Below are 24,610 nucleotides of genomic sequence, written 5' to 3'. Positions count from 1 at the left end.
GTCAATGTCACTGCCTGCATCCGCCTCTTCGGACGCGACCCGGTGGAAACCGATCGCCTTCTGGGCGCTGAAGATTGTCTTTGCTGTCGCATTTTTCGGCGCCGCAGCGATGAAGCTCTACGGGCCACCGCCAATGGTCGCCGAATTTGACGCCGTCGGATTGGGACAGTGGTTCCGCTATTTCACAGCGATCCTGGAGATCGGCGGCGCCATCCTTCTCCTCGTGCCGAGAACGACCTTCTTCGGCGCGGCCCTACTGACGGTGGTCTGCGTGGGCGCGTTCTTCGCCCAAATCCTGGTCCTGCATCAGGACTGGATACACACTGTGGTGATGGCCGCGATTCTCGCAGCCATCGCGTGGTCCCAGCGGGGGCAAGTCCAGCTCTCCTGAGCATTTGCGTGAGCAGTCGCGACTTCAATCGGGCTGACGTCAGGGTTTGGCCGTCGGCCCCTTTGGCCTGTACAGCGCCTCCAGCGCTTCCCTCGGCGTCATCTCGTCTGGGTTGATCGTGCCGAGTGCCTCGCCCAGCGCATCGCTCTTCACCGGCTTCAGCGCCTTGTGATTTCCCGCCGCCGACGCACGAGCGTGGGCTGGAGATGATATAGTCGCCGCGAATTTTGCGACTTAGCCGGGAGCAGGCATTGGAACGAATTTCAGCCGGACCTCATCATACGACTTATAAAATAGGCGACTTGACCGTCACTTCGCTGCGCGACGGTTATGTCGACATGCCGATCCGGCGCCTGCGCCATCCGGGAGACGAGCCCTTCGGCGACGATCTCCCGGCGCAGCTGCCGCTCTTTGACGGCGCGCTTCGATTGTCGGTCAACGCCTTTGCCATCGACGACGGCCATGAAATCACGCTGATCGACACGGGGTCCTCGAACGCCTGGCACCCGACAATGGGGTACCTGCCGCAGGCTCTGAGCGAGGCGATGATCGCCATCGACCGGATTCGGACGGTTGCGTTCACCCACACCCATCTCGACCATATTCACGGGCTCGTCCGTCCGGATGGGAAGGACGGCTTTCCGCAACTCTCTCGCCTGCTTGTCCCTCGAGCCGAGCTCGACATGTTCCGGTCGGTAGCGAGGTTGAGCCGCTTCCATGATCGAGCAGAACCGTTGGACCCTGGGCAGCGCCTGAGCGCGAATATCGATGCTGTCGCGGCGACGGGCCACGAAATCGGTCACACATGCTTTCGCGTCACGAGCGGCGGCGAAACATTGCTGGTCTGGGGCGACCTCGTCCATGTGCCGTCGCTCCAGTTCGAGCGGCCGGAGGTCGCCTGGGAGTTCGACGCCGACCAGGAGCAGGCGCGGGCAACCCGGTTGCGCATTCTTGCGCTTGCCGCCGACAATGCCTGGTGCGTTGCCGGAGCGCATCTCGATTCACCAGGTGTCGGCCGGATCTTGCGAGGCGAAACAGGCTTCCGCTTCGAACCGTTGTAGGAACCGGGCTAAATCTTTGCCGGCAGCCCAAGCCGCATCCGCAATCGCCGCAAGGCCCTTGAAAACACCTCGAGGTCGTTGGCGGCGCGGGCGAGCGTGAGGGCGCCCTGGATGGCGGCGACGGCTTCCTCGGCAAGCTCGCCGGCCTCGCCCGGCTTGTGCCCGGATCGCGCCAGCGCATCGGTGAGATGCGTGACCCAGCGGCCGAAATAGTCCCTAATCTGGCCGGCGAAGAGATCGCGCGATTCATCCAGCGCGAAGGCGCCGATAAGGCAAACGCGCCGTCCCGAGCGGAAATAGCTGTCCGTCGCCTCGAGCATTTGCTCGATCCCGGCCGACGGATCGGTACTGTCGCGTAGTGGCGCAAAGACATTGTCCTCGAACCAGCCGTCGATATGGACAATGACGGTTCTCGCCATCTCTTCCTTGCCGCCGGGAAAGAAGTGGTAGAGGCTGCCTTTGCCCAGCCCCGTCGCTCCGCCGATCAGGGCCAGGCTGGCGCCCTCATAGCCATGCTCGCGGAAAACCTCCGCAACGATGCCAAGCAACTGGTCGCGATCCGGAGCGATGCGCCGCACCGGCTTAGAGTCCGAGTTCGGAAAGGCCGGGATGATCGTCCGGCCGGCGGCCGAGCGGCCAATGATATTTCCGCTCGCTCTCGGCGATAGGCAGGTCGTTGATGCTGGCGACCCGGCGCCGCATCAGCCCGCCTTCGTCGAACTCCCAGTTCTCGTTGCCATAGGAGCGGAACCAGTGGCCGCTGTCGTCGCGCCATTCATAGGCGAAGCGCACGGCGATGCGGTTGCCGTTCCAGGTCCAGACCTCCTTGATCAGGCGGTAGTCCAGCTCGCGTGCCCATTTGCGCTTGAGGAAACCGACGATCTCGCTGCGGCCGGAGACGAATTCGGCCCGGTTCCGCCAGATGCTGTCCTCGGTATAGGCGAGCGAAACCCGTTCAGGGTCGCGGCTGTTCCAGGCATCCTCCGCAAGGCGCGCCTTTTGCGCCGCAGTTTCGGCCGTGAAGGGCGGCAATGGCGGACGGCTCATGAGATCTCCTGTCGGTTTCGATTGTGGAACCGACATTGTACCGAACGGTACAATGAGTCAAGGACATGTCTGGTTCTATTGCTTTGTCGCTAGCCCCTTCAGCCGGTAGAGCGCTTCCAGCGCCTCCCTCGGCGTCATCTCGTCCGGATTGATCGCGCCGAGCGCCTCGCCCAACGCGTCGCTCTTCACCGGCTTCGGCGTTTCCCGCTTCACGGCCACCGAAAACAGCGGCAGGTCATCGACCAGCCGGTTGGTTTTGCCGGAAACCTCGCCTTCTTCCAACTGATGCAGAACTTCCTTGGCGCGCGCGACCACCGCTTCCGGAAGGCCGGCCAGCCGCGCCACCTGAACGCCGTAGGAGCGGTCGGCGGCACCCTTGCCGACCTCGTGCAGGAAGACGACGTCGCCTTCCCATTCCTTGACCCGCATGGTGACGTTGGAGAGCCGGGGCAGCTTGCCGGCAAGCGCCGTCATCTCGTGGAAATGCGTGGCGAAGATTGCCCGGCAGCGGTTCTTCTCATGCAGATATTCCACCGCCGCCCAAGCGATCGACAATCCGTCGAAAGTCGCGGTGCCGCGGCCGATCTCATCAAGGATCACCAGCGCCCGCTCGCCCGCCTGGTTGAGGATCGCCGCCGTCTCGACCATCTCGACCATGAAGGTCGAACGTCCGCGCGCCAGATCGTCGGAGGCGCCGACGCGCGAGAACAGCCGGTCGACGACGCCGATATGGGCGCTTTGGGCCGGCACGAAGGAACCGGTCTGGGCAAGGATGGCGATCAGAGCGTTCTGCCTGAGGAAGGTCGACTTACCGCCCATGTTCGGGCCGGTGAGCAGCCATATGGCGCCGGCCTTTGCGCCTCCCTCCGGCGACAGGTCGCAATCATTGGCGACGAACGGGCCTTCGCCCGAGCGCCGCAGCGCCTGTTCCACCACCGGGTGACGCCCGCCGGCTATTTCGAAGGCAAGACTGGAGTCCACCAGGGGTCGGCACCAGCTTTCGCTTTCGGAAAGCAGCGCCAATGCCGCCGAGACGTCGAGCAGGGCAAGCGCCTCGGCCCCGGCGCGGATGCTGTCCGCCGCACCCACCACTTCCGCCGTCAGCCGATCGAAAGCGGCGAGCTCGATGCCGAGCGCCTTGTCGGCGGCGTTGGCGATCTTCGATTCCAGCTCCGCCAGTTCCGTCGTCGTGAAGCGCATGGCATTGGCCATGGTCTGGCGATGGATGAAGCGCGCCTTGGCGGCGTCGCTGCCGGTCATGATCGAGTGATGGTTGGCCGTCACCTCGATATAATAGCCGAGCACATTGTTGTGCCGGATCTTCAACGAGCGGATGCCGGTCTCCTCGATCAGGGAGCGCTCCAGCCCGGCGATCACCTTTCGCGACTCGTCGCGCAGCGCCCGCATCTCGTCGAGCTCGGCGTGATAGCCGGGGCGCACGAAGCCACCGTCGCGCCTGATCAGCGGCAGCTCGTTGTCGAGCGCTTCGCTGAGATGGCTGGCAAGCGCCTCGGGCAAGGCATTGATAGCCGCCAATGCTGCAGCGAGTTCGGCAGGCAGGGTGGCCGCCGCGAACAGTTCGGCGATCGCGCCCGCCGCCTCGAAGCCGGCACGCAGCGCCCCCAGATCGCGCGGCCCGCCGCGGTTGAGTGCCAGCCTGGACAGCGCCCTTGGCATATCGGCGACGCTTTTGAGGCTCGTCCGCAACCCCTGGCAGAGCCGCGTCTCGGAACGGAAGAACGAGACCGAATCCAGCCTTGCCGCGATCGCCGCCGGATCGGTCAGCGGCGCCATCAGCCGATCTGCCAGCAATCGCGCGCCGCCGCCCGTCACCGTGCGGTCGATCGCCTTGAACAGCGAGCCGTCGCGGCTGCCCGACAGCGTGCGCAGCAATTCCAGATTGGCGCGCGTCGCTGGATCGATGAACAGCGTCGAGCCCTGCTCCTCGCGCTCGGGGCGTGACAAAGGCGGGCGTTCTGCTTTCTGCGTCTTCTCGACATAGGCGATGGCGCCGGAGATCGCCGACAGCTCGGCGCGCGAAAAGGTGCCGAAACTGTCCGGTGTGGCCACCTCGAAGAAGCGCGCGATGCGGCTTGTGGCCGAAGCCGAATCGAACAGCGAAGGCGGCTGCGGGTTGGCGACGCGGCCGAGCACATCGAATACGGGCCTGAGCTCCGGATCGTGGAAAACCGGCTCGGCGACGATCAGCTCGCGCGGGTCGACACGGAAGATGTCGGCAAGCAGCCGCTCGGCACTTGTCTCGGCGACGCGGAATGCGCCGGTCGAAATGTCGATCCAGGCCAGAGCGAAGTTCGCTTGACTGGCCGCGCCGCCGCCTTTCACGCGGCCAAGCGCCATCAGGAAACTCGATTCCGAGGGCGCGAGCAGCTTGTCCTCGGTGATGGTGCCGGGCGTGACCAGCCGCACCACGTCGCGCCGCACCACGGATTTGGAGCCGCGTTTCTTGGCTTCGGCGGGATCCTCGATCTGCTCGCACACGGCAACACGAAAACCCTGCGCGATCAGCTTCTGCAGATAGTCGTCCGCCGCATGCACCGGCACGCCGCACATCGGGATGTCGTGGCCCTGGTGCTTGCCGCGCTTGGTCAAGACGATGCCGAGCGCCTGGCTGGCCTTCTCCGCGTCGTCGAAGAACAGCTCGTAGAAATCGCCCATGCGATAGAACAGGAGCGAATCCGGATTCGCCGCCTTGATCTCGATGAATTGCTCCATCATCGGCGTGACGCCCGTGGCGGGCGCAGGCGTCGTCGCCTCCTGGACGTCGGTATCGGTCGGCATGTGCATATTCATGCCGGGACGCTAGCAGATCGGCCAGCCGGGTTTAATGCCGGCCGCTCGAAAAGCAGGGGAAAGCCGGCAGTGCTGCTGCCAGATGCCGTCGCGGCGCCAAGCAGGGCCGCCGGACCCGCATTGAATGAGCTTTGCCGGGCTTGCCGGTTTACAGCTGCCGCCTGTAGCCTTAGTCCTGAAATTCCAAAAGAAAGCATCCATTCAAGCGGTGCCGTGCAAGGCGAGGAAATCAAAGCATCATGGCCAGGAAAACCGAAAGCAGCGGCCCCTCAGTCAGTCCCGAGGAGGCGTTGGAATTCCACGCCATGGGGCGGCCCGGCAAGCTCGAGATCGTCGCCACCAAGCCGATGGCGACGCAGCGCGATCTGAGCCTCGCCTATTCGCCGGGCGTCGCGGTTCCCGTGCGCGCCATCGCCGAGGATCCGAGCCGCGCCTTCGACTATACGACGCGCGGCAACATGGTTGCCGTCATCTCGAACGGCACCGCCATCCTCGGCCTCGGTAATCTCGGCGCGCTGGCCTCAAAGCCGGTGATGGAAGGCAAGTCGGTGCTCTTTAAGCGCTTTGCCGATGTCGATTCCATTGACCTTGAGGTGGCGACGGAAGATGCCGACGAGTTCATCAACTGCGTGCGTTTCCTCGGGCCGTCCTTCGGCGGCATCAATCTCGAGGACATCAAGGCGCCGGAATGCTTCATCATCGAGCAGCGCCTGCGCGAATTGATGGACATCCCGGTCTTCCACGACGACCAGCACGGCACGGCAATCATCTCCGCCGCCGGTCTGATAAACGCGCTGGAGATCACCGGCCGCGACATGAAGACCACGAAGATGGTCTGCAACGGCGCAGGTGCGGCCGGCATCGCCTGCATCGAATTGATGAAGGCGATGGGCTTTGCGCCGGAAAACGTCATCCTGTGCGACACCAAGGGTGTTGTCTACCAGGGCCGCACCGAAGGCATGAACCAGTGGAAGTCGGCGCATGCGGTCAAGACCGAGGCGCGCAGCCTGGCCGAGGCGCTGGACGGCGCCGACGTCTTCCTCGGCCTTTCCGCCAAAGGCACGCTGACGCCTGCCATGGTGCAGTCGATGGCCAAGAACCCGATCATCTTCGCCATGGCCAATCCCGACCCCGAGATCACGCCCGAGGAAGTCGGCGAAATCCGCACCGACGCCATCATGGCGACCGGCCGCTCGGACTATCCGAACCAGGTCAACAATGTGCTGGGCTTCCCCTACATCTTCCGCGGCGCGCTGGATGTGCGCGCCACCACCATCAATGACGAGATGAAGATCGCGGCGGCCCGCGCGCTGGCCGAACTGGCGCGCCAGGACGTGCCGGACGACGTCGCCGCCGCCTATCAAGGCAACCGGCCGAAATTCGGTCCCAACTACATCATTCCGGTGCCGTTCGATCCGCGCCTGATCTCGGCGATCCCGCTCGCCGTGGCCAAGGCCGCGATGGAATCCGGCGTCGCGCGCAAGCCGATCCTCGACCTCGACCGCTATGCGCAGGAACTGTCCGCCCGCCGCGACCCGATCGCCTCGACCTTGCAGCGCATCTACGACCGCGTGCGGCGCCAGCCCAAACGCATCGTCTTCGCCGAGGGCGAGGAGGAGCAGGTGATGCGCGCCGCCGTCTCCTATGTGAACCAGAAGCTCGGCACCGCGATCCTGCTCGGTCGTGACGATGTCATCAAGGACAATGCCAGGAATGCCGGCATCGATCTCAACAAGCAGGGCATCGAGATCATCAACGCACGCCTCTCGCGCCGCAACGGCATCTACACCGACTATCTCTACGAGCGCATGCAGCGGAAGGGTTTCCTTTTCCGCGACTGCCAGCGCCTGATCAACAACGACCGCAACCATTTCGCCGCCTGCATGGTGGCGCTGGGCGACGCCGACGGCATCGTCACCGGCGTCACCCGCAACTATTCGACGGCGCTCGACGACGTGCGCCGCATCATCGACGCCAAGCCCGGACACCGCGTCATCGGCGTGTCGATCGTGCTCGCGCGCGGCAGGACGGTGCTTGTCGCCGACACCGCCGTGCATGACATGCCGAACGCCGAGCAGATCGCTGACATCGCCGAGGAGGCGGCCGGTTTTGCCCGCCGCATGGGTTATGAGCCGAGGATTGCCATGCTTGCCTATTCCACCTTCGGCCATCCGCAGGGCGAGCGTTCCGAGCGCGTGCAGGAGGCGGTACGCATCCTCGACAAGCGCCGCGTCGATTTCGAATATGACGGCGAGATGGCGGCCGACGTGGCGCTGAACCCGCGCGCCATGGCGCAATATCCGTTCATCCGGCTGACCGGCCCGGCCAATGTGCTGATTATGCCGGCGTTCCATTCGGCCTCGATCTCGACCAAGATGCTGCAGGAGCTCGGCGGCTCGACCGTCATCGGGCCGCTGCTGGTCGGCTTGAACAAGCCGGTGCAGATCGTGTCACTCAACGCAAAGGACAGCGACATCGTCAATATGGCGGCAATCGCGGCCTATACCGCGGGGAATTGACGGATCGATGGCCCGTCAACGCTGGCAGGAATTAAAAAGGCCCGCGGCTATGCCGCGGGCCTTCGCTAGGGGCAGGGATTCGATCAGAACGAGCGCTGGAAGCGGAGGATGCCGCCGACGCTGTTCTTCTTGTCGGCCTTCGTAAAGTTGCCATAGATGGTTGGGCTGCCGAAGTTGCCGTAGTGGTCGTAGTCCACTTCGGCCGTGACCGTGAAGCCCGGAACCATGGTGTAGGCAACGTTCGCAGCCACACCGTAATTCTTGTCGTCGTCACCCGACACCTGGAGGTTGAACGAGGTCTTCTTGTCGAACTTGTAGGTGCCGCCGGCCCACCATGCCCAGTTGCCGCCCCATTGCTTGTAGAAGCCGCGGCCGTGAGCGTCGATGACATTGGTCGCGTCGTCGTTGAGCTTGCCGTCGTTGCCGTAGCCGAACATGCCGAACAGCGAGATCTGGTCGTTGACGGTGACGTCCAAGCGGACCTTGCCGGTCACTTGCTCGTAGTTGCTGTCATAGGCGACGACGCCCGTGATCGCACCCCAGTCCTGCTTGTACTTCACGCCGCCGACGACATGCGGGACGTAGCTGTCGATCGTGCCGACAGAGCCTTCGCCTTCTTCGAGCGAGACCACGGCCGAAAAGCCGCTGCCGGCATCGAAGTAGTACTGGACGACGTTGGTGTCGAAATCGCCGTAGGGAACGATCGTATCCTGGATGACGGCGCCGGCGTAGCCGACGAACGTGTCAAAGGCCGATTCGTCCTTACCGACGCGAAGGCCACCGAGCTGGATCCAGGCGAATTTCACCGAGACATTCTTGCTGACGGCCGGATTGTCGACGGCGTCACCAGCACCATTCACGCCAGCGCCATTGCCGAAGTTGAAGCGCATTTCGGTGTAGGTCTTCAACGTGCCGAGCTCGGTTTCCTGGCCGGTCCAGGTCTTGAAGGTGAAGCGGGCATTTTTCTTCCACGTTTTGTTGTCGCCGCCGTCCTGATGATCGATCGCCTTTGCGCCGTCGAACGAGCCGACGTCACCGAGGCCGATGTCGTAACGGACATAGCCGCCGATGCGCAGGCAGGTCTCGGTGCCGGGGATGTAGAAGTAGCCGGCGCCATAGACGTCGCAGATCTTGACGTATTCGGCCGGTTCCGGCTCGGCGACGGTCACCGCGTCGGCGGCGCGGGCTCCCGAAACTGCGATCAGGGCCGCAGCGGAGCCGAGTAGAAGGCTCTTGATGTTCATTTTCTTGAATCTCCAGTCAAAGGTTCAAGACAGGCCTGACATGCCGTTCGGCTTTTGCCACCCCCGTCCCCATCGTTGAAAAAGTACGCGCACCGGCGCTGCTTCTTCGCTTTGGACATGGCCTAATCGGCGGGCGCGCACAACAGAGATTGTGTCGGAAAGGCGGCCTTTTGACTCTTCTGAAAGTCTTGTTGCCCAAATATCACGTCACATATTTGCAAAAATGGGACATTCTGAACAATAAGTACAATCGCAGCGGTCGAAAAGCCTACGTGATGTGCCAAATGTGCCATTTATTACAGTTTTATGACGGATAGTTTGCCGATTAAACTTCTAAGGCGGGAACAGATGTGGAAAAAAGCGACTCCCAAAACTAGGGTCAGGACAGGGCGCGGACGGCGCGCAGCACATCCTCGACCATGTCGTCCCGCAACATCTCGATGGGGACCCGGCCGTCCAACTCGGGCGAGGGGCGGGTCAACCAGAACCAGGCCAGCCTCGGATTGGTAATCGCCGACAGCACCTCGCTGATGCCCGGAACCGGCCTGCCGTCGACGAACTGGGCCAGCGGGAAGACATGCTTGCGGCCGCCCTTGCGAAGCCCAATGACTTCGCCGCGCCTTTGCCAGCGATGCAGCGTCGAACGCGGGATGCGAAGCTTCTCTTCCAGACAGGTCGAGCCGGCAACCTCGCCCGCCCAGTCCTCGATCAGCATCGCCTGCAGTTCCGAGGCCCGCTCGGCAATGGACTGGGTGGCGGGCTGTCCTGCTCCGGCTGTCTGTACCGGGCTCTCGGGGGCAGCGTCAGCCCCTGGGCCGCCGCGCGCGATCTTGTCCGCCATTGCGCGAAAGAACTCGGAGGCAAGCGCGGTCAGGTCACCCTTGAAGGAGCCGATCGCAAGCCGCTGCGTTTGCGGAAGGAAGGGAAGGGCGGCGGTAATGCTGCCGGCGATCGCGCTGGCTGATGCGAGCGCATCCGCATCCAGCAGCACGCCATGCTGCGCCAATGCCCGCTGTACCGCCTCGGCCACCAGGCCGGCCAGGGCAGCTTGCGAAATCCCTTCGGACGAGTTCTGAAATCTGGTCATGCATCTTTCTTGCGCCACGCCCCTCCCTGCCGCGGCTCGTTGTTGAGCGGCTACAGCGGAAAGCGCCAATCGCGACGACAACAGACGCAGCGACCGGACAGGTTGCTGTCTTGCATTTAACACCCCAACTGCTTCGGTCGCCCCGAAATGTCAGTCGCGGGACGCCTCTGTTTGCGTGTAGGTGCGCTCTATGACAGGTGCGCGACAGGCCGCGCTGTTTGATGCTCTCGCAAGGTGACGCAGGGGACTACAGCAGCCCCGCCTGCTCGGCTTCGCGGCGCAAGCTCTGGCGCGGGCGCGGGCCGATCTGCTGGATCACCAGCCCGGCGGCCAGCGAGCCGAGGTCGCCGCAATCCTTGAGACTGCGTCCGGTCGTGTAGCCGAAAAGGAAGCCGGCGGCATAGAGATCGCCGGCGCCGGTCGTGTCGACCAGCTCCTTGATCTTCGTCGCCTCGATGATCACGGTCTCGTCGCCGCGCACGATGACCGAGCCTTTCTCGGAACGGGTGACGGCGGCTATTCTGCAATCCTTGCGGATGGCGGCGAGCGCTTCCTCGAAGGAAGCGGTCTGGTAGAGCGATTTGATCTCGTGGCTGTTGGCAAAGACGATGTCGACCGTGCCCGAACGCATCAGCTCGAGGAACTCGTCGCGATAGCGGTCGACGCAAAAGGAATCCGACAGTGTCATCGACACTTCGCGGCCCGCCGCATGCGCCAGCTTGGCCGTCTGGCGGATCGCTTCCTTGGCGCGCGGCGGATCCCACAGATAACCCTCGAAATAGGTCACCTTGGCGCCGGCCGCCTTGTCGGCCTCGACATCCTCCGGGCCAAGCTCGACGCATGCGCCGAGATAGGTGTTCATCGAACGCTCGCCGTCGGGCGTGACGAAGATCATCGAGCGCGCCGTCGGCGGTTCGCCCTCAAGCGGCCCGGTATCGAAGGCCACGCCCTGGGCCTTGATGTCGTGCGTGTAGATTTGGCCCAGCGCGTCATTCGACACCTTGCCGAAGAAAGCGGCCCGGCCGCCGAGGCTGGCAACGCCCGCGGCGGTGTTGCCGGCGCTGCCGCCGGAAGCCTCGATCGCAGGTCCCATGCGGCTGTAAAGCAGTTCGGCGCGCTTGGCGTCGATGAGGTTCATCGCGCCCTTGATGATGCCGTTGGACTCGAGGAAAGCCTCGTCGCATTGCGCGATGATGTCGACAATGGCATTGCCGATGCAAAGCACGTCATATTCCGGCATCAAAATCTCCGCCAAGGAACCACCCGGCTATCTGGCATGCCGGCCGCGCGCGGGTCTAGCGAGTTGGCGCTGTTTTGCCTACCCCGAAAATCGCCACTGCCTTCCAGGATGCCGACCCGCGGCGCCGATTGTTCGCCGGCTGCGGCAGTGTTCGTATCCAACTGGCTCATCTCAACTGCAAGGTGGACGACTATCGTTTCATCGCGATCGAAACATTTGCGCCTCGCCCAGCGCTAGAAGCGGATCGTCCAGGCAAACGGGCTGAAGGCGCGGCGATAAAATGTCCGAAAAGACCGGAATGTCCACCGACCTCGCGCTGCTCGGCGTGCTGGCGGTACTGTGGGGCGCCTCCTACACCTTCATCAAGATCGGCGTCGAGACGATCCCGCCTGTGACCTTCATCGCCGCCCGGACCTTGATCGCCGGGGCTATCCTCGTCAGCATCATCCGCTGGCGCGGCCTTGCCATGCCCGCCGGTGCGGCAAGCTGGCGCCGTTTCGCGTTCCAGGCCTTTCTCAACAGCGTCGTGCCGTTCACGCTGATCGCCGCTGCCGAACGCTGGGTCGATGCCGGTCTTGCCACCATTCTCAACTCGACGTCGCCGATCTTCACCTTCCTGCTGACGGCGCTGATCACGCGCCACGAGCCGGTCACCGCGCGCAAGCTGGTCGGCGTCGGCGCCGGCATTGTCGGCATCTGCCTCATCATCGGCACCGAGGCGCTTGGCGGACTTGGCCATCAGCTGTGGGCGCAGCTTGCCATCCTCATTGCCACAATCTCCTATGCAGGTGCAGCGATCTTCGGCCGCGGCTTCAAGGGCCTTGACCCGATGATCCCAGCCGCGGGCTCGATGCTTTGCGGCGCTGTGATGCTTGTGCCGCTCAGCCTGATCGTCGACCGGCCTTGGACGCTCGCGCCGTCGGCCGCATCGGTCCTGGCCCTGCTCGGACTGTCGGTCTTTTCGACGGCGCTGGCCTTCGTCATCTATTTCCGCCTGATCCACACGCTGGGTTCAGTCGGCACCACCTCGCAGGCCTATCTGCGCGTGCCGATCGGCGTCGGCATCGGCGCCGTCTTCCTTGGCGAAAGCCTGGGGCCGGCGGCCTGGGTCGGCATGGGCTTCGTCGTCGGCGGCGTTGCTGCGATGACCATCCCCGCCCGGCGTGCCGGGACAATTCCAGGAAAAGTGTGAACCGTCAGGCGCTACGATCTAGCCATTGAGTTGCGCCGCTCTTCGTCGCCGCCTATCTCGGGGGCGTCGCTTCTCGATGAGGGGTCTCTATCCGTCGTGATCCTGGACGCTGCCCGTGCCGCCGCCAGCAGGCTGTTCTCGCCCGAATTCCGCGCCGTCTTCCTGAAGACGCTGGGGCTGACGCTGCTTGCTCTGCTGGCGCTGTGGGTTGGCCTGGAAAGCCTGCTCGAATGGCTGGCCTGGCCATGGCTGCAAACGCTGCTGCCGGGCCTGCCATCCTGGGCTGGATGGCTCAGCGCCATCATCGCCGGCATCGTTCTAGCGGTGGGGATGGCTTTGCTCATCGCGCCGGTGACGGCGATCGTCGCCGGTCTGTTCCTCGATGATGTCGCCGAAGTGGTCGAGCGTACGGACTATCCCAATGATCCGCCCGGCAGGCCGGTGCCGGCGCTGCATTCGCTTGTGCTGGCGATCAAATTCTTCGGCGTAGTCGTCCTCGGCAACATCGTGGCGCTGCTTTTGCTTCTGGTGCCTGGCATCAACATTGCCGCCTTCTTCGTCGTCAACGGCTACCTGCTTGGCCGGGAATTCTTCGAATTCGCCGCCATGCGGTTTCGCCCCGAGGCCGAGGCCAAGGCGCTGCGCCGCAAACATGCCGGCACGGTGTTCCTGGCCGGATTGGTCATCGCGGTGTTCCTCGCCGTGCCGCTGCTCAACCTTCTGACGCCGCTTTTCGCGGCCGCCATGATGGTTCATCTGCACAAGGCTGTTTCGGCGCGAAAGCCGATCTAGTCCTGCTCAGCAGCGCCGCGAAACAACGCCTGCAACTTGCCAAACGGCATCGCCGCGCTGGTGAAGCCGAATGTGCCGTCCTGCTGTATTTCGCGTGCCGCCGTTTCCAGCATCCCATAGGCGAAATTGGTCAGCCACGGTCCGAGCGAGATGCGCTTCACGCCGGCCATGGCAAGGTCGGCAATGGTGAAGCCTGGCCGGGCCATCACATTGACCGGACGGCTCACCGACGAGCAGATCGTGCGCACCATTTCGACGTCGCTGATGCCCGGTGCATAAAGCACGTCCGCGCCGGCTTTCTCGAAGGCCTGCAGCCGCTTGATCGTGTCGTCGAGATCAGTCCTGCCCCACAGGAAATTCTCGGCCCGCGCGGTGAAGACGAAATCGCGCTTGAGCGCCCGGGCCGCCTCGACGGCGGCGGCGACGCGTTCGACGGCATGGAAGAAATCATAGATCGGATTGACGGCATCGCCGGTATGGTCCTCGATCGAGCAGCCGGCGAGACCGGCGGCCTCGGCCGCGAAGATGGTCTCGGCCGCCTGTTCGGCGCTGTCGCCCTTGCCGCGTTCGAGATCGGCCGACACCGGCAGGTCGGTAGCGGCCGTCACGTCGCGGCAATGGTGGATCATCGCGTCGAAGGTCACGCCGCCGTCCGGCAGGCCGCGCGAGAAAGCGAAACCGGCGCTGGTCGTCGCCAGCGCCTTGAAGCCGAACGAGGCCAGAAGCTTGGTCGTGCCGACATCCCAGGGGTTGGGCATGACGAAGGTGGAGGCATGCAGGTCGCGAAAAATCTTGCCCTTGTCCATGGCGGGTCCTCAATCACGAGCGGGGTTGTTGAGAGGAATTTATCGCGGCCGCTCGAAGCGGGCAAACGAATGCGGCTGGCTCAGAAGCGTTTGGCGTTTTCTGCTGACAGTTTCTCGAACGCGTCGGAATTCCGAACGTATCGCGACTTGGCCTTGTCCCAACGATAGGTGACGGAAATGTCCTGAGAGCTGGCCTTTGGCGATACCTCGTCGCAGCTTTCGCCGCTCGGCACCGTCGCGTCTGTCACCGTGGCCTTTAGGCGCGCATAGGGCTTCTGGCCACCAAGCCTTTGGAAGGCCAGGTTTTGTGTGCGCCGGTAGGCGCAGTAATTTTCGTCGAACGTATAGATCGCGTCGATCAGTGAGAAGCGGTCGTTGCGGACCATGATCACCATGGTGCCGGCATAACCCTGGTTCGAATTGAAATGCGTGCTCGTGGTGACGATGGCATCGTCGCCGGCGGCGATCGAAACTTTGGCAGGTTCGCGAAAAGAGGTGAGCCTGTCGACTGCGACATTCACAGCATCGAGCAGCTTTGGCTTGCCCGCCAGGTCGTAGAGCGCCAGCACCGCGAAACCTTCGGCGCTGTCCTGCGACTGGCCGAGGTCGAAAAGCATCGCCAACCGGTCCTTGCCGCCGGCCTTGACGGCGAGCGCCGCCGCGTTAGGCAGGTTGACGGTCTCGGGCGGCGAGCCGCCCTCTTCGCCGCCGAGGATGTCGCGCACGTCGATCGGCGCGCTGCCGACGTAGAAGCCGTTGGCGCCGGCCTTTAGGTCGGGGACGACCATCTTGGCAAGATCGAGATAGGTGACGTCCTGACGACCTCCGACAGCGCTGCTCAGTTCCGGAAAGCTGACGTCCTGGGCCAGCGCGGCCGCCCACAGGCACGGCAGCAGCAGGCAGGCGAGCATGAAACGGCATAGTATGGAAATCACGGACCGCACCCCTCGGATGCGCTCACGCTAGCACCGCGTTTTGCGGTGCGCAGCCGGGTATGATCAGCGAATCGGCACCAGCTTGGCCAGATCGCGCATGTCGTCGAACAAGATGCCGCCGGCGGCGGCCAGGCCATCGCGGTCGGTCAGCAGATCGGCGTAGTAGGAGAACACACGCATGCCGGCAGCAATGCCGGCCTGCGTGCCGGCGACGCTGTCTTCGATGACGATGCAATCGGCGGGCGCGAAGCCCATGGTCTTGGCCGCATACAGGAACAGGTCAGGGAACGGCTTGCCGCGCCCGACCATGGTCGAGGAAAACATCGCATGCTCGAACAGTGGCAACAGGCCGGTCTGGCCGAGCGTGATGTGCATCCAGGAACAGGTCAGGGAACGGCTTGCCGCGCCCGACCATGGTCGAGGAAAACATCGCATGCTCGAACATTGGCAACAGGCCGGTCTGGCCGAGCGTGATGTGCATCTTCGACACCCGCGCCGAGGAAGCGACGCAATAGGCGATGCCGGCGGCGCGGACGGCATCGACGAACTCGCGCACATAGGGGATCGCCTCGACGCCCTGCGAAAAGAGATCGGGCAGGCCGGCATTCCAGCGCTCGACGAAGTCGGCGCCGAGCCTGACCTCGGTCGTCTCCTCGATCTCTTTCTGCACCGAGGCCATGCTGCGGCCGGAAAAGTGCTTGCGGCAATATTCGAAGTTCGTCGCAAAGCCGGCGGCGCTCAGCCATTCGGCGAGGCGCCGATTGGCAAGGTTTTCCGTGTCGACCAAAACCCCGTCGCAGTCGAAGATGACCAGTTTTGGAACTTGCATTAGGCGGTGCCGGTGGACCCAAAACCGCCTGCGCCGCGCGTCGTGCCGCCGGCCAGCGCGCGCTCCTCGACCGTAACCTGGGTCACGGCGGCAAAGACGATCTGGGCGATGCGCATGCCGCGCGTCACCGCGAAATCCTCGTCGCCGAGATTGATGAGCAGCACCTTCACCTCGCCGCGATAGTCGCTGTCGACGGTGCCGGGCGAGTTGAGGACGGTGAGGCCATGCTTGAAGGCAAGGCCCGAGCGTGGCCGCACCTGGCCTTCCATGCCTTCCGGGATTTCCAGGACCAGCCCGGTCGGCACCAGCATGCGTTTGCCGGGCAGGATCAGTAGCGGCCGATCTTCCGGCACCGCGGCACGCAGATCCATGCCGGCCGCGCCCGCGCTTTCATAGGCCGGCAGGGGCAGGCCCTCGCCATGCGGAAGCCTGACGAAACCGACGGTGGGGCCGATGACGGAGGAAGAATGGACAACCGTGCGCATGAGCGCATTCCTATCGGCGCGAATCCCGATTCGGTCAACTCTGACGTAGGCCTATCAACGCCTTTCTTTCGGAGACCTCAGCGCAGTTCCACAGGCACCACGGTTGTCTCCTTGATCTCCTCCATGACGAAGGAGGCCGAGACATCCGACAGCGCCACCTTGGCGATCAGCCGCTGGTAGAGACGATCATAGGCCTTCACGTCGGCGACGCGGGCTCTCAGCACATAGTCGAGGTCGCCCGACATGCGGTAGACGCCGGTGATCTCGGCAAAGCCGGTCACCGCCGCGCGGAACTTCTGCAGCCAGTCCGGATCATGGTTGGAGGTGCGGATCAGGATGAAGACGGAGAGGCCGAGGCCGAGCTTGTCGGCATCGACCAGCGCGACGCGGCCGGTGATGACGCCATCCTCTTCCATCCGCTTGACGCGCCGCCAGCAGGCATTGCGCGACAGCGCCACCCGCTCCGAAAGCTGGTCGACCGAAAGCGTGCCGTCGCGCTGCAGCTCTGCCAGCAATCTTCGATCAATCTCATCCATATCAGCCGACATATTGGGATAAATGTTCCACCGAGCAGCCAAAAGCAAGGACAATTTGGGACCGATGAACCTAAGCCGTGTGGCAAGATACTCACCATCGGGGCTCATCCCGGCAGGAGGGATCACCATGACGACACGGCTTACGGCATTGTTCACTTCGCATCCGGAGAAGGTCGGCGAGACCTATTTCGGCCACATGGCTTTCGCCGCCTGGTTCTGCTCGCGCCTGTCGACGGCGGCGGGCGCCGCGCTCGTTCACGCTTTCTTGCCGTTTCTGTTCGAAACTACGGCGAGCCGAATCGTTCGTGAGCTCTATGAGCGCACGCACAACCGAGGCTCACATGCGGTCAAGGAGCCGGCGGCTCTGATGGACCGCGCCTGATAGATGGTGGAAAGCGATGTGCCGGTGGGCGGCCTATCTCGGTGAAGCGGTCTTCCTCGAAGACATCATCACCGCGCCCTGCCATTCGCTGATTGCCCAGAGCCACTGCGCCCAGGAAGCCAAGTCGCCGACCAATGGCGACGGTTTTGGTCTCGCCTGGTATGGCGACCGGCCCGAGCCCGGCCTCTATCGCGACATCCTGCCGGCCTGGTCGGACCCCAATCTGAAAAGCCTGTGCCGGCAGATCAAATCCGGCCTGTTCCTCGCTCATGTGCGCGCCTCGACCGGCGGCGCCACCAGCCGCATGAACTGCCACCCCTTCGTCTCCGGGCGCTGGTCGTTCATGCATAACGGCCAGATCGGCGGCTTCGAAAAGATCCGCCGCGCGCTGGAGAACACGCTCTGCGACGACGTCTTCGACCAGCGCGAAGGCACCACCGATTCCGAGCTCTTTTTCCTGCTGATGATCGACCAGGGGCTGGCGACGGACCCGCAAGGCGCGGTAGCGCGCGCGACCGGCCGGGTTGTCGAGGCGGCGCGCCGCGCCGGCATCGAGCCGGCATTGAAACTGACCGCGGCCTTTTCCGATGGCGAAACGCTCTACGCCGTGCGCTACGCCACCGACGACCATGCGCCGACGCTCTATGCCGGCGCCTTCGCCAGGCGCGCCGGCCATTGCATCGTCTCCGAACCCTTCGACCGCGACGGCGGCGAATGGCAGGCGATCCCGCCGTCGAGCTTCGTCATCATGACGAGGGGCGGCACCAGCATCCGGCCCTTTGCGCCGGCGGCCGCCCCGCTGGCGCTGGCGGGCTGAACCGCAATTTCGATCCAGCTTCACCGGCCTTCCAGTGATCAACTCGGCTTGAAGCCGTCGCGCGATCCTCCATCTTCGTAAGCTGGCGGCGGCAGCCGGAGCACTCGTCATGGACCTCGCCTTCTCTTCGATCACGGAAATCGCTGCCGCGATCGCGGCGCGCAAAATCTCGGCTGTCGAGGCGCTCGATGCGCATCTGGCGCGGATCGACCGGCACAACGAGGCGCTGAATGCCGTCGTCATCCTCGACCGAGAGGGGGCACGTAAACACGCCCGGCAAGCCGATGCGGCGCTGGCTCGCGGCGACGTTCTTGGACCGCTGCACGGCGTGCCTTTCACCCTGAAGGACGCGCATGATACGGCGGGCATAAGGACGACAGCCGGCTTCATGCCTTTTGCCGACTACGTGCCGAAGCGCGACAGCCCTATTGTGGCGCGGCTCAAGGCGGCAGGCGCCGTGCTGCTTGGCAAAACCAATGTCGCCACCATGCTTGGCGACTGGCAATCGGACAACCCGCTGTTCGGGCGCACCGGCAATCCGTGGGATCTGTTGCGCACCGCGGGAGGCTCCAGCGGCGGCGCGGCGGCCGCCGTCGCGTCGGGCATGACGCCGTTCGAGGTCGGCACCGACATGCAGGATTCAATTCGCCTACCGGCGGCTTTTTGCGGCGTCTATGGCCTGAAGCCGACGGAGCGTCGCGTCTCGCTGGCCGGCGCTTTCCCCAATCCGGGCGTCGCGCCGCGCAGCGTCCGGCTGATGTCCTGTGTCGGCCCGCTGGCGCGCAGCGCCGAGGATCTGTCCCTTATTTATCGCATCATCGCCGGGCCGGACGGAGCGGACACGGATTTGCCGCCGGTACCCGTGGAGACGATGCCGAAGCTTGAGCTGAAATCGTTGCGCATAGCCTTTACCGGCGGGTTTTCCGGCTTCCCGGTGGCCGCCGAGATCAGCGCCGCGCTGGAGAAGCTGGCGGCGCAACTCGCTTCGGCCGGCGCGCGCGTCGAGGAGGCAAGATTGCCGAAGCTCGATCTGCATGACGACCTCGCCGAGGGTGGCAAGCTGATCGGCATGATGCTCGAGGCCGCGCGGCCGGAAGCGCCGGAGCGGCAGACGCCGGTGTCGCGCTGGTTCGCGGCGCTCGCCCGCCGCGATCGCTCGATCCTCGCCTGGGAGCACTTCTTCGAAAGCTGCGATGCCTTGCTCTGTCCCGTCGCCATGACGACGGCCTTCCCGCATTGCAAGCCCGGCAGCCCGCTTGAGGTCGACGGCAAGGACGAAAGCTATTGGATGCTGCCGGCCTACGGCGCGGTCTTTAACTACTCCGGCCATCCGGCACTGGCATTCCCTTGCGGGCAGGACAGCGCCGGTTTGCCGATCGGCCTGCAGCTTGTCGGCCGGCATTGGTCGGAAGCGAGGCTGCTCAGCATTGCGGCCGCGATAGCTTCGCTCGCCGGCGGTTTTCACCGGCCGCCGGGTTATTGAGCGAAACGCTCCAGCCCGTAAGGCTTGAGCAAGCCATCCCGCTCGCCCTCGAGGATTTCGCGGGCGGCAAACAAACCGACGGCTGGCGCCAGCGTGATGCCCGAATGCATGACGGCGATGTAGAGGCCTCCGACGCCCTCGGCGCGGCTGATGATCGGGAAACCGTCGGCTGGCGTTGGGCGGTAGCCGATCGTGTGGAAGTCGAGCTCCAGGTCGTCAGCGCCTCGTAGGGCAGCCTTCGTCACCGCAAACAACTCCCGCGCGGTGGCTTGCGCGTTTTCGCCCGGATCGCCGCCTGCGAAATCCGAGCCGGCGATGATGCGGCCCTCGGCCGTCTGGCGCATATGCAGTTTCTCGGCGTGCACCAAACCGTTGAGCAGTTTCCTGTAGGGGCGGGAGTGCACGATGAGGCCCGGCGGCGTTTCGAGCGATAGTTTGACGCCGGCCGTCGCGGCAATGGCCGGTGCGCCCGTGCCCGCCGCGACGACAATTTCATCGGCGCTGATGGTTTCGCCCGAAACGACCGCGCCTGTGACCTTCCCGCCGGCAAGCGCCAGCCTTTCCGCGTTTCCGACCATCACTTGCGCGCCGAGCCGTTCGGCATCCGCCAGCAGCGTCTTGGCGGTTGCTGCCGGCTCGGCGACGCCTTCCTCCGCGACGTAGACGGCGAAATCAGGAGGGCCGACGAGGTTGGGCTCGATCTGTCCTGCCCGCTCACGGTCGACGCGCTCGATGCCGTAGCCCCATGACGAGTGTTCGGCCGCAAAGGCTTCGAGCCTGTCCGGCGGCAGGTCGAAGCACAGTCCGCCGCACCAGGCTAGCGGCAGTCCAGGCAACTCGCCCGCCAAACGCTTCCATTCGGCCATGGCGCGGGTGCGCAGCCGGAAATAGGTCTCGGGATTACCCCAGCTGGCATTGATCCAGGCGAAGGAATTGGGCGTCGCCACGCCGCCGGCGCCGCTCTCGGAGACCACCGTCACCCGCGCGCCGGCTTTCGTCAGATGCCAGGCGATCGAAGCTCCGATGATGCCGGCGCCGATGACGATAATGTCTTTCGCCACGCTGCTCTCCATCCCTGTTCGCGGTGAGGTTCCCCACCTGCCATTTGCGGGAGCTTTTGCCAACGCAAACTTACGCGCTTGACATCAATACGTACGTCCGTATTATACCGACATGGCTAGACAATCACTCCGCGAAAATCTCCTCGATGCCGGCTTCCAGACGATCTGGAATTCCGGCTATACCGCAGCCGGCGTCCGCGACATCGTTGCGGCGGCCGGAGCACGGCCGGGCTCGTTCACCAACCATTTTGCCTCCAAGGAAGACTTCGCCGGCGAGGTGCTGGAACGCTACTTCGCCTATGTCAGCGGCCTGGTGGAAAGCGCACTGGCGCGTGACGGCACGCCGCCCATCGGCAGGCTTCGCCGCTATCTCGACGTCATCACCTCGAAGCTCGAGGCGCATGATTGGGCGCGCGGCTGCATGATCGGCAATCTCAGCCTGGAAACGGCCGTCCACAGCGAACCGCTGCGGCTCAGGCTGGTCGGCATTTTCGAGCGCTGGCGCAAGCCCTTCGCGGCCTGCATCGCCGAAGGCCAGGCGGCGGGCGAGATCACAAAAGCCTTCGATGCCGACGACCTTGCGGATTTCCTGCTTTCGTCCTGGCAGGGCGCCATGCTGCGCATGAAGGTCGAGCGCAGTCCTGAGCCGCTCGAGCGGTTCAAGAAGATCATCTTCAGCACTGTATTTGGGAAGGAGACAGCGTGATGAGTTCGAAGACCGGCGGACAAGAGGCCGCTCTGCGGCGGTTGCAAGTGGATGTGCTGGACTCCAGCATGTCCTACCTGGAGGCCGGCACGTCCGGCCCGACTGTGCTGTTCCTGCACGGCAACCCGACCTCGTCCTATATCTGGCGCAACATCATTCCCCATGTCGCGCCGTTCGGTCGCTGCATTGCGCCCGACTTGATCGGGTACGGGCAGTCGGGCAAGCCCGACATCGACTACCGCTTCTTCGATCAGGTCCGCTATCTCGATGCCTTCATCGAGGCGCTCGACATCAACGAGCTGGTGATCGTCGCCCAGGACTGGGGCACGGCGTTGGCGTTCCATTTCGCGGCGCGGCGGCCCCGGCGCGTCCTTGGCCTTGCCTTTATGGAGTTCATCCGGCCTTTCGAGCGCTGGGAGGATTTTCACCAGCGTCCGCAGGCGCGCGAATTATTCAAGGCGCTGCGCACGCCGGGCGCGGGCGAAAAGCTGGTGCTGGAGGAGAACGTCTTCGTCGAGAAGATCCTGCCTGCTTCCATCTTGCGCAAGATGAGCGAGGAGGAGATGGACGCTTACCGTGCGCCGTTCCCGACGCCGCAGTCGCGCAAGCCGGCGCTGCGCCTGCCGCGCGAACTGCCGATCGAGAACCAGCCGGCCGATGTCGCCGCGATCAGCGAGCACGATCACCGCGCGCTGCGGCTCTCCTCCTATCCGAAGCTGCTGTTCGCTGGCGATCCGGGCGCGCTGATTTCAGCGCAGGCGGCAAAGGAATTCGCCGCGGGACTGAAGAACTGCCGCTTCATCGATTTGGGACCGGGCGCCCACTATCTGCAGGAAGACCACCCCGATGCGATCGGCAAGGCGATCGCCGGCTGGCTGCCTCAGATCGCCCGGGCGGAAGGCACGGCCGAACTGGCTTGAGCCGAAGTGGCGGGCAGGGCATTGCCCGCCCCATGTCGACAGGCCGGCGCCACGCTGGTAGAAGCGCCGCCTGTCACACGGAACACCTTAAAAGAAATGCCCGAAACGATACCTGAAGAGGTTGCGCGCCGTCGCACCTTCGCGATCATCGCCCACCCCGACGCCGGCAAGACCACGCTCACCGAGAAGCTGCTGCTGTTCGGCGGCGCCATCCAGCTTGCCGGCGAGGTCAAGGCCAAGAAGGACCGCATCCAGACGCGGTCCGACTGGATGAAGATCGAGCGCGAGCGCGGCATCTCGGTCGTCACCTCGGTGATGACCTTCGAATATGACGACAACGTCTTCAACCTGCTCGACACGCCCGGCCACGAGGATTTCGCCGACGACACCTATCGCACGCTGTCGGCGGTGGATTCGGCCGTCATGGTCATCGACGCCGCCAAGGGCATCGAGCCGCGCACGCTGAAGCTGTTCGAGGTTTGCCGTCTGCGTGACATCCCGATCATCACCTTCGTCAACAAGATGGACCGCGAGAGCCGCGATCCGTTCGAGATTTTGGACGAGATCGAGCAGAAGCTGGCGCTGGACACCGCGCCCGTCACCTGGCCGATCGGCCGCGGCAAGACATTTTCCGGCACCTATCATCTGGCGCAGAACGCGGTGCGCCGCAGCGACGATGAGAAGGAGCGCACGCCGGTCAACGGCCCGGATTCCAATTGCGTCGCCGGGCTTTTGCCGGAAAACGAACGCAACGACTTCATCGAGGAACTGGAGCTCGCGCGCGAGGCCTGCCGGCCGCTCGATGTCGACGCTTTCCGCGAAGGCCATCTGACGCCCGTCTATTTCGGTTCGGCGCTGCGCAATTTCGGCGTGCGCGACCTGATCGAGGCGCTCGGTGCCTATGGTCCGCCGCCGCGCGCCCAGGAAGCCGACGAACGTCTGGTCGAGGCGACGGAGGACAAGATGACCTCCTTCGTCTTCAAGATCCAGGCCAACATGGATCCCAACCATCGCGACCGCATCGCTTTCGTGCGTGTCTGCTCGGGCAAGCTGGAGCGCGGCATGAAGGCCAAGCTGGTGCGCACCGGCAAGCCGATGAGCCTGTCTGCGCCGCAATTCTTCTTCGCCCGCACCCGCGTCACCGCCGACGAGGCTTTCGCCGGCGATGTCGTCGGCATCCCCAACCACGGCACGCTGCGCATCGGCGACACGCTGACCGAGGGCGAGGAGATCCTGTTCCGCGGCGTGCCGAACTTCGCCCCGGAAATCCTGCGCCGGGTCCGCCTCGGCGACGCCATGAAGGCCAAGAAGCTGAAGGAAGCCCTGCATCAGATGGCCGAGGAAGGCGTCGTGCAGCTGTTTTCGCCCGAAGACGGCTCGCCGGCCATCGTCGGCGTCGTCGGTGCCCTGCAGCTCGACGTGCTGAAGGAGCGGCTCAATATCGAATACACTCTGCCGGTGGATTTCGAGATGTCGCGCTTCTCCGTCTGCCGCTGGATCTCGGCCGACGACAAGGCGGAGGTGCTTCGCTTCATCGAATCGCATCGCGGCGATATCGCCCGCGACCTCGACAACGACCCGGTCTTCCTTGCCCAGCACGCCTTCTCGCTGAACTACGAGGCCGAGCGCTGGAAAGCGATCCGCTTCACCGCCGTCAAGGACTACCAGGTCCGCGACAAGGCGGCGTAGTGCTGCTTCTTCCCTTCTCCCCGTTTCACGGGGAGAAGGTGCCCGAAGGGCGGATGAGGGGCGGCGCTGACGCTTAAGATCTCACTCAACCTCGGGCCGCCGCTTCCAACTTGTCGATCTCGATCTTGCCCATCTTCATCATGGCGTCCATGACGCGGCCGGCCTTCCCCCGGTCGGGATCTTGAAGCAACCGAGGCAACTGCTCCGGCACCACCTGCCAGGAAACGCCGAACTTGTCCTTCAGCCACCCGCAAGGTCCTGGCTCGCCGCCGCCTTCGGTAAGCCTGGTCCAGAAATGATCGACCTCGGCTTGCGTCTTGCAGTCGATCGACAGCGAGATCGCTTCGGTGAACTTGTATTGCGGCCCGCCGTTGAGTGCCAGGAACTGAACGCCGTCGAGCTCGAACGAGGCGACCAGCACCTGGTCCTGCTGCGGATGGCCCTTAGGCCAGCGCGTCACGCTCAGCACCTTCGAATTCTTGAAGATGGAGATGTAGTGGTTCATCGCGTCTTCGGCCTGGGTGTCGAACCACAGGAAGGTGGTGATCTTCTGCATCGTTTTCTCCTTTGTGCTTTC

General features: G+C 64.1%; 25 protein-coding genes. 11 read left to right on the top strand and 14 right to left on the bottom strand.

The window, feature by feature from the left end:
- Positions 1–4: 4 nt before the first annotated feature.
- Together EN869_RS21905 and EN869_RS21900 are read left to right on the top strand one after the other, a co-directional pair.
- Complete coding sequence (locus EN869_RS21905) at positions 5–391, top strand: DoxX family protein (RefSeq protein ID WP_127227789.1); 387 nt, start codon at positions 5–7, stop codon at positions 389–391.
- A gap of 302 nt (positions 392–693) precedes the next feature.
- Positions 694–1,452, top strand: a complete 759-nt coding sequence (locus EN869_RS21900) for an MBL fold metallo-hydrolase (protein WP_245514639.1) — start codon at positions 694–696, stop codon at positions 1,450–1,452.
- Positions 1,453–1,460: 8 nt separating this feature from the next.
- Here EN869_RS21900 and EN869_RS21895 read toward each other — a convergent pair whose 3' ends face one another.
- The 3 genes from EN869_RS21895 to mutS all read right to left on the bottom strand — a co-directional run bounded on the left by EN869_RS21895 (position 1,461) and on the right by mutS (position 5,298).
- On the bottom strand, positions 1,461–2,030 hold the full coding sequence (locus tag EN869_RS21895; RefSeq protein ID WP_127227787.1) for a TetR/AcrR family transcriptional regulator: 570 nt from the start codon (positions 2,028–2,030) through the stop codon (positions 1,461–1,463).
- 4 nt (positions 2,031–2,034) lie between these two features.
- A complete protein-coding gene (locus EN869_RS21890) occupies positions 2,035–2,499 on the bottom strand; it encodes a nuclear transport factor 2 family protein (RefSeq protein WP_127227786.1) in 465 nt (154 codons plus the stop codon).
- 75 nt (positions 2,500–2,574) lie between these two features.
- Positions 2,575–5,298, bottom strand: coding sequence for a DNA mismatch repair protein MutS (mutS, locus tag EN869_RS21885; protein WP_245489459.1), 2,724 nt, complete (start codon positions 5,296–5,298; stop codon positions 2,575–2,577).
- A 251-nt stretch (positions 5,299–5,549) separates the two neighbouring features.
- Between mutS and EN869_RS21880 the strand changes: the two genes are divergently transcribed.
- Complete coding sequence (locus EN869_RS21880) at positions 5,550–7,829, top strand: NADP-dependent malic enzyme (RefSeq protein WP_127227784.1); 2,280 nt, start codon at positions 5,550–5,552, stop codon at positions 7,827–7,829.
- 83 nt (positions 7,830–7,912) lie between these two features.
- Here the strand turns inward: EN869_RS21880 and EN869_RS21875 are convergent, their stop codons facing one another.
- The 3 genes from EN869_RS21875 to EN869_RS21865 form a co-directional block, all read right to left on the bottom strand.
- A complete protein-coding gene (locus EN869_RS21875; protein WP_127227783.1) occupies positions 7,913–9,073 on the bottom strand; it encodes a porin in 1,161 nt (386 codons plus the stop codon).
- Between the two features lie 379 nt (positions 9,074–9,452).
- Complete coding sequence (locus EN869_RS21870) at positions 9,453–10,160, bottom strand: antitoxin Xre/MbcA/ParS toxin-binding domain-containing protein (RefSeq protein WP_127227782.1); 708 nt, start codon at positions 10,158–10,160, stop codon at positions 9,453–9,455.
- A gap of 247 nt (positions 10,161–10,407) precedes the next feature.
- Positions 10,408–11,400: an adenosine kinase gene (locus EN869_RS21865; protein WP_127227781.1), complete on the bottom strand. Its 993-nt coding sequence runs from the start codon at positions 11,398–11,400 to the stop codon at positions 10,408–10,410.
- 280 nt (positions 11,401–11,680) lie between these two features.
- Here EN869_RS21865 and EN869_RS21860 point away from each other — a divergent pair, with 280 nt between their 5' ends.
- Positions 11,681–12,592, top strand: coding sequence for an EamA family transporter (locus tag EN869_RS21860; protein WP_127227780.1), 912 nt, complete (start codon positions 11,681–11,683; stop codon positions 12,590–12,592).
- A gap of 96 nt (positions 12,593–12,688) precedes the next feature.
- Entirely contained in the window at positions 12,689–13,384 is a 696-nt protein-coding gene (locus EN869_RS21855) for a sulfate transporter family protein (RefSeq protein ID WP_127227779.1), read from the top strand.
- Here the strand turns inward: EN869_RS21855 and EN869_RS21850 are convergent.
- The 6 genes from EN869_RS21850 to EN869_RS21825 form a co-directional block, all read right to left on the bottom strand.
- Positions 13,381–14,190, bottom strand: a complete 810-nt coding sequence (locus EN869_RS21850) for an oxaloacetate decarboxylase (protein WP_127227778.1) — start codon at positions 14,188–14,190, stop codon at positions 13,381–13,383. The two genes, EN869_RS21855 and EN869_RS21850, sit on opposite strands and share 4 nt — an antisense overlap.
- 80 nt (positions 14,191–14,270) lie before the next feature.
- On the bottom strand, positions 14,271–15,125 hold the full coding sequence (locus EN869_RS21845) for a hypothetical protein (RefSeq protein WP_127227777.1): 855 nt from the start codon (positions 15,123–15,125) through the stop codon (positions 14,271–14,273).
- A gap of 63 nt (positions 15,126–15,188) precedes the next feature.
- A complete protein-coding gene (locus tag EN869_RS35525; RefSeq protein ID WP_167507064.1) occupies positions 15,189–15,434 on the bottom strand; it encodes an HAD-IA family hydrolase in 246 nt (81 codons plus the stop codon).
- Positions 15,406–15,954 (bottom strand): HAD family phosphatase, encoded by a 549-nt coding sequence (locus tag EN869_RS21835; protein ID WP_127227775.1) that lies wholly within the window; start codon positions 15,952–15,954, stop codon positions 15,406–15,408. Before EN869_RS21835 ends, EN869_RS35525 begins: the two co-directional genes overlap by 29 nt.
- A complete protein-coding gene (gene dut, locus EN869_RS21830; RefSeq protein WP_127227774.1) occupies positions 15,954–16,439 on the bottom strand; it encodes a dUTP diphosphatase in 486 nt (161 codons plus the stop codon). The genes EN869_RS21835 and dut overlap by 1 nt, the downstream gene beginning before the upstream one ends.
- Before the next feature lie 77 nt (positions 16,440–16,516).
- A complete protein-coding gene (locus tag EN869_RS21825) occupies positions 16,517–16,987 on the bottom strand; it encodes an Lrp/AsnC family transcriptional regulator (RefSeq protein ID WP_127227773.1) in 471 nt (156 codons plus the stop codon).
- A gap of 115 nt (positions 16,988–17,102) precedes the next feature.
- Between EN869_RS21825 and EN869_RS21820 the strand changes: the two genes are divergently transcribed.
- From EN869_RS21820 to EN869_RS21810, 3 genes are all read left to right on the top strand, one after another.
- Positions 17,103–17,357: a DUF6356 family protein gene (locus EN869_RS21820; RefSeq protein WP_127227772.1), complete on the top strand. Its 255-nt coding sequence runs from the start codon at positions 17,103–17,105 to the stop codon at positions 17,355–17,357.
- Between the two features lie 16 nt (positions 17,358–17,373).
- Positions 17,374–18,174, top strand: coding sequence for a class II glutamine amidotransferase (locus tag EN869_RS21815; RefSeq protein WP_127227771.1), 801 nt, complete (start codon positions 17,374–17,376; stop codon positions 18,172–18,174).
- Positions 18,175–18,283: 109 nt separating this feature from the next.
- Positions 18,284–19,657, top strand: coding sequence for an amidase family protein (locus EN869_RS21810; RefSeq protein ID WP_127227770.1), 1,374 nt, complete (start codon positions 18,284–18,286; stop codon positions 19,655–19,657).
- Here EN869_RS21810 and EN869_RS21805 read toward each other — a convergent pair.
- Positions 19,651–20,718 carry an FAD-binding oxidoreductase gene (locus tag EN869_RS21805; RefSeq protein ID WP_245489460.1) on the bottom strand — a complete coding sequence of 356 codons (1,068 nt, stop codon included), beginning with the start codon at positions 20,716–20,718 and terminating at the stop codon, positions 19,651–19,653. The genes EN869_RS21810 and EN869_RS21805 overlap by 7 nt on opposite strands.
- Before the next feature lie 112 nt (positions 20,719–20,830).
- Between EN869_RS21805 and EN869_RS21800 the strand changes: the two genes are divergently transcribed.
- The 3 genes from EN869_RS21800 to EN869_RS21790 all read left to right on the top strand — a co-directional run bounded on the left by EN869_RS21800 (position 20,831) and on the right by EN869_RS21790 (position 24,033).
- Positions 20,831–21,424: a TetR/AcrR family transcriptional regulator gene (locus EN869_RS21800; RefSeq protein WP_127227768.1), complete on the top strand. Its 594-nt coding sequence runs from the start codon at positions 20,831–20,833 to the stop codon at positions 21,422–21,424.
- Entirely contained in the window at positions 21,424–22,344 is a 921-nt protein-coding gene (locus tag EN869_RS21795) for a haloalkane dehalogenase (RefSeq protein ID WP_127227767.1), read from the top strand. Before EN869_RS21800 ends, EN869_RS21795 begins: the two co-directional genes overlap by 1 nt.
- Before the next feature lie 96 nt (positions 22,345–22,440).
- Positions 22,441–24,033: a peptide chain release factor 3 gene (locus EN869_RS21790; RefSeq protein WP_127227766.1), complete on the top strand. Its 1,593-nt coding sequence runs from the start codon at positions 22,441–22,443 to the stop codon at positions 24,031–24,033.
- Between the two features lie 85 nt (positions 24,034–24,118).
- On the opposite strand, the gene EN869_RS21785 is transcribed toward EN869_RS21790, so the two are convergent.
- Entirely contained in the window at positions 24,119–24,589 is a 471-nt protein-coding gene (locus EN869_RS21785; RefSeq protein ID WP_127227765.1) for a VOC family protein, read from the bottom strand.
- Positions 24,590–24,610 lie beyond the last annotated feature (21 nt).

The organism is Mesorhizobium sp. M2D.F.Ca.ET.226.01.1.1, from assembly GCF_004022705.2.
Lineage (GTDB): Bacteria > Pseudomonadota > Alphaproteobacteria > Rhizobiales > Rhizobiaceae > Mesorhizobium.
Note: the sequence above shows the minus strand (reverse complement) of the source record. Positions and strands in the feature narration are given on the sequence as shown.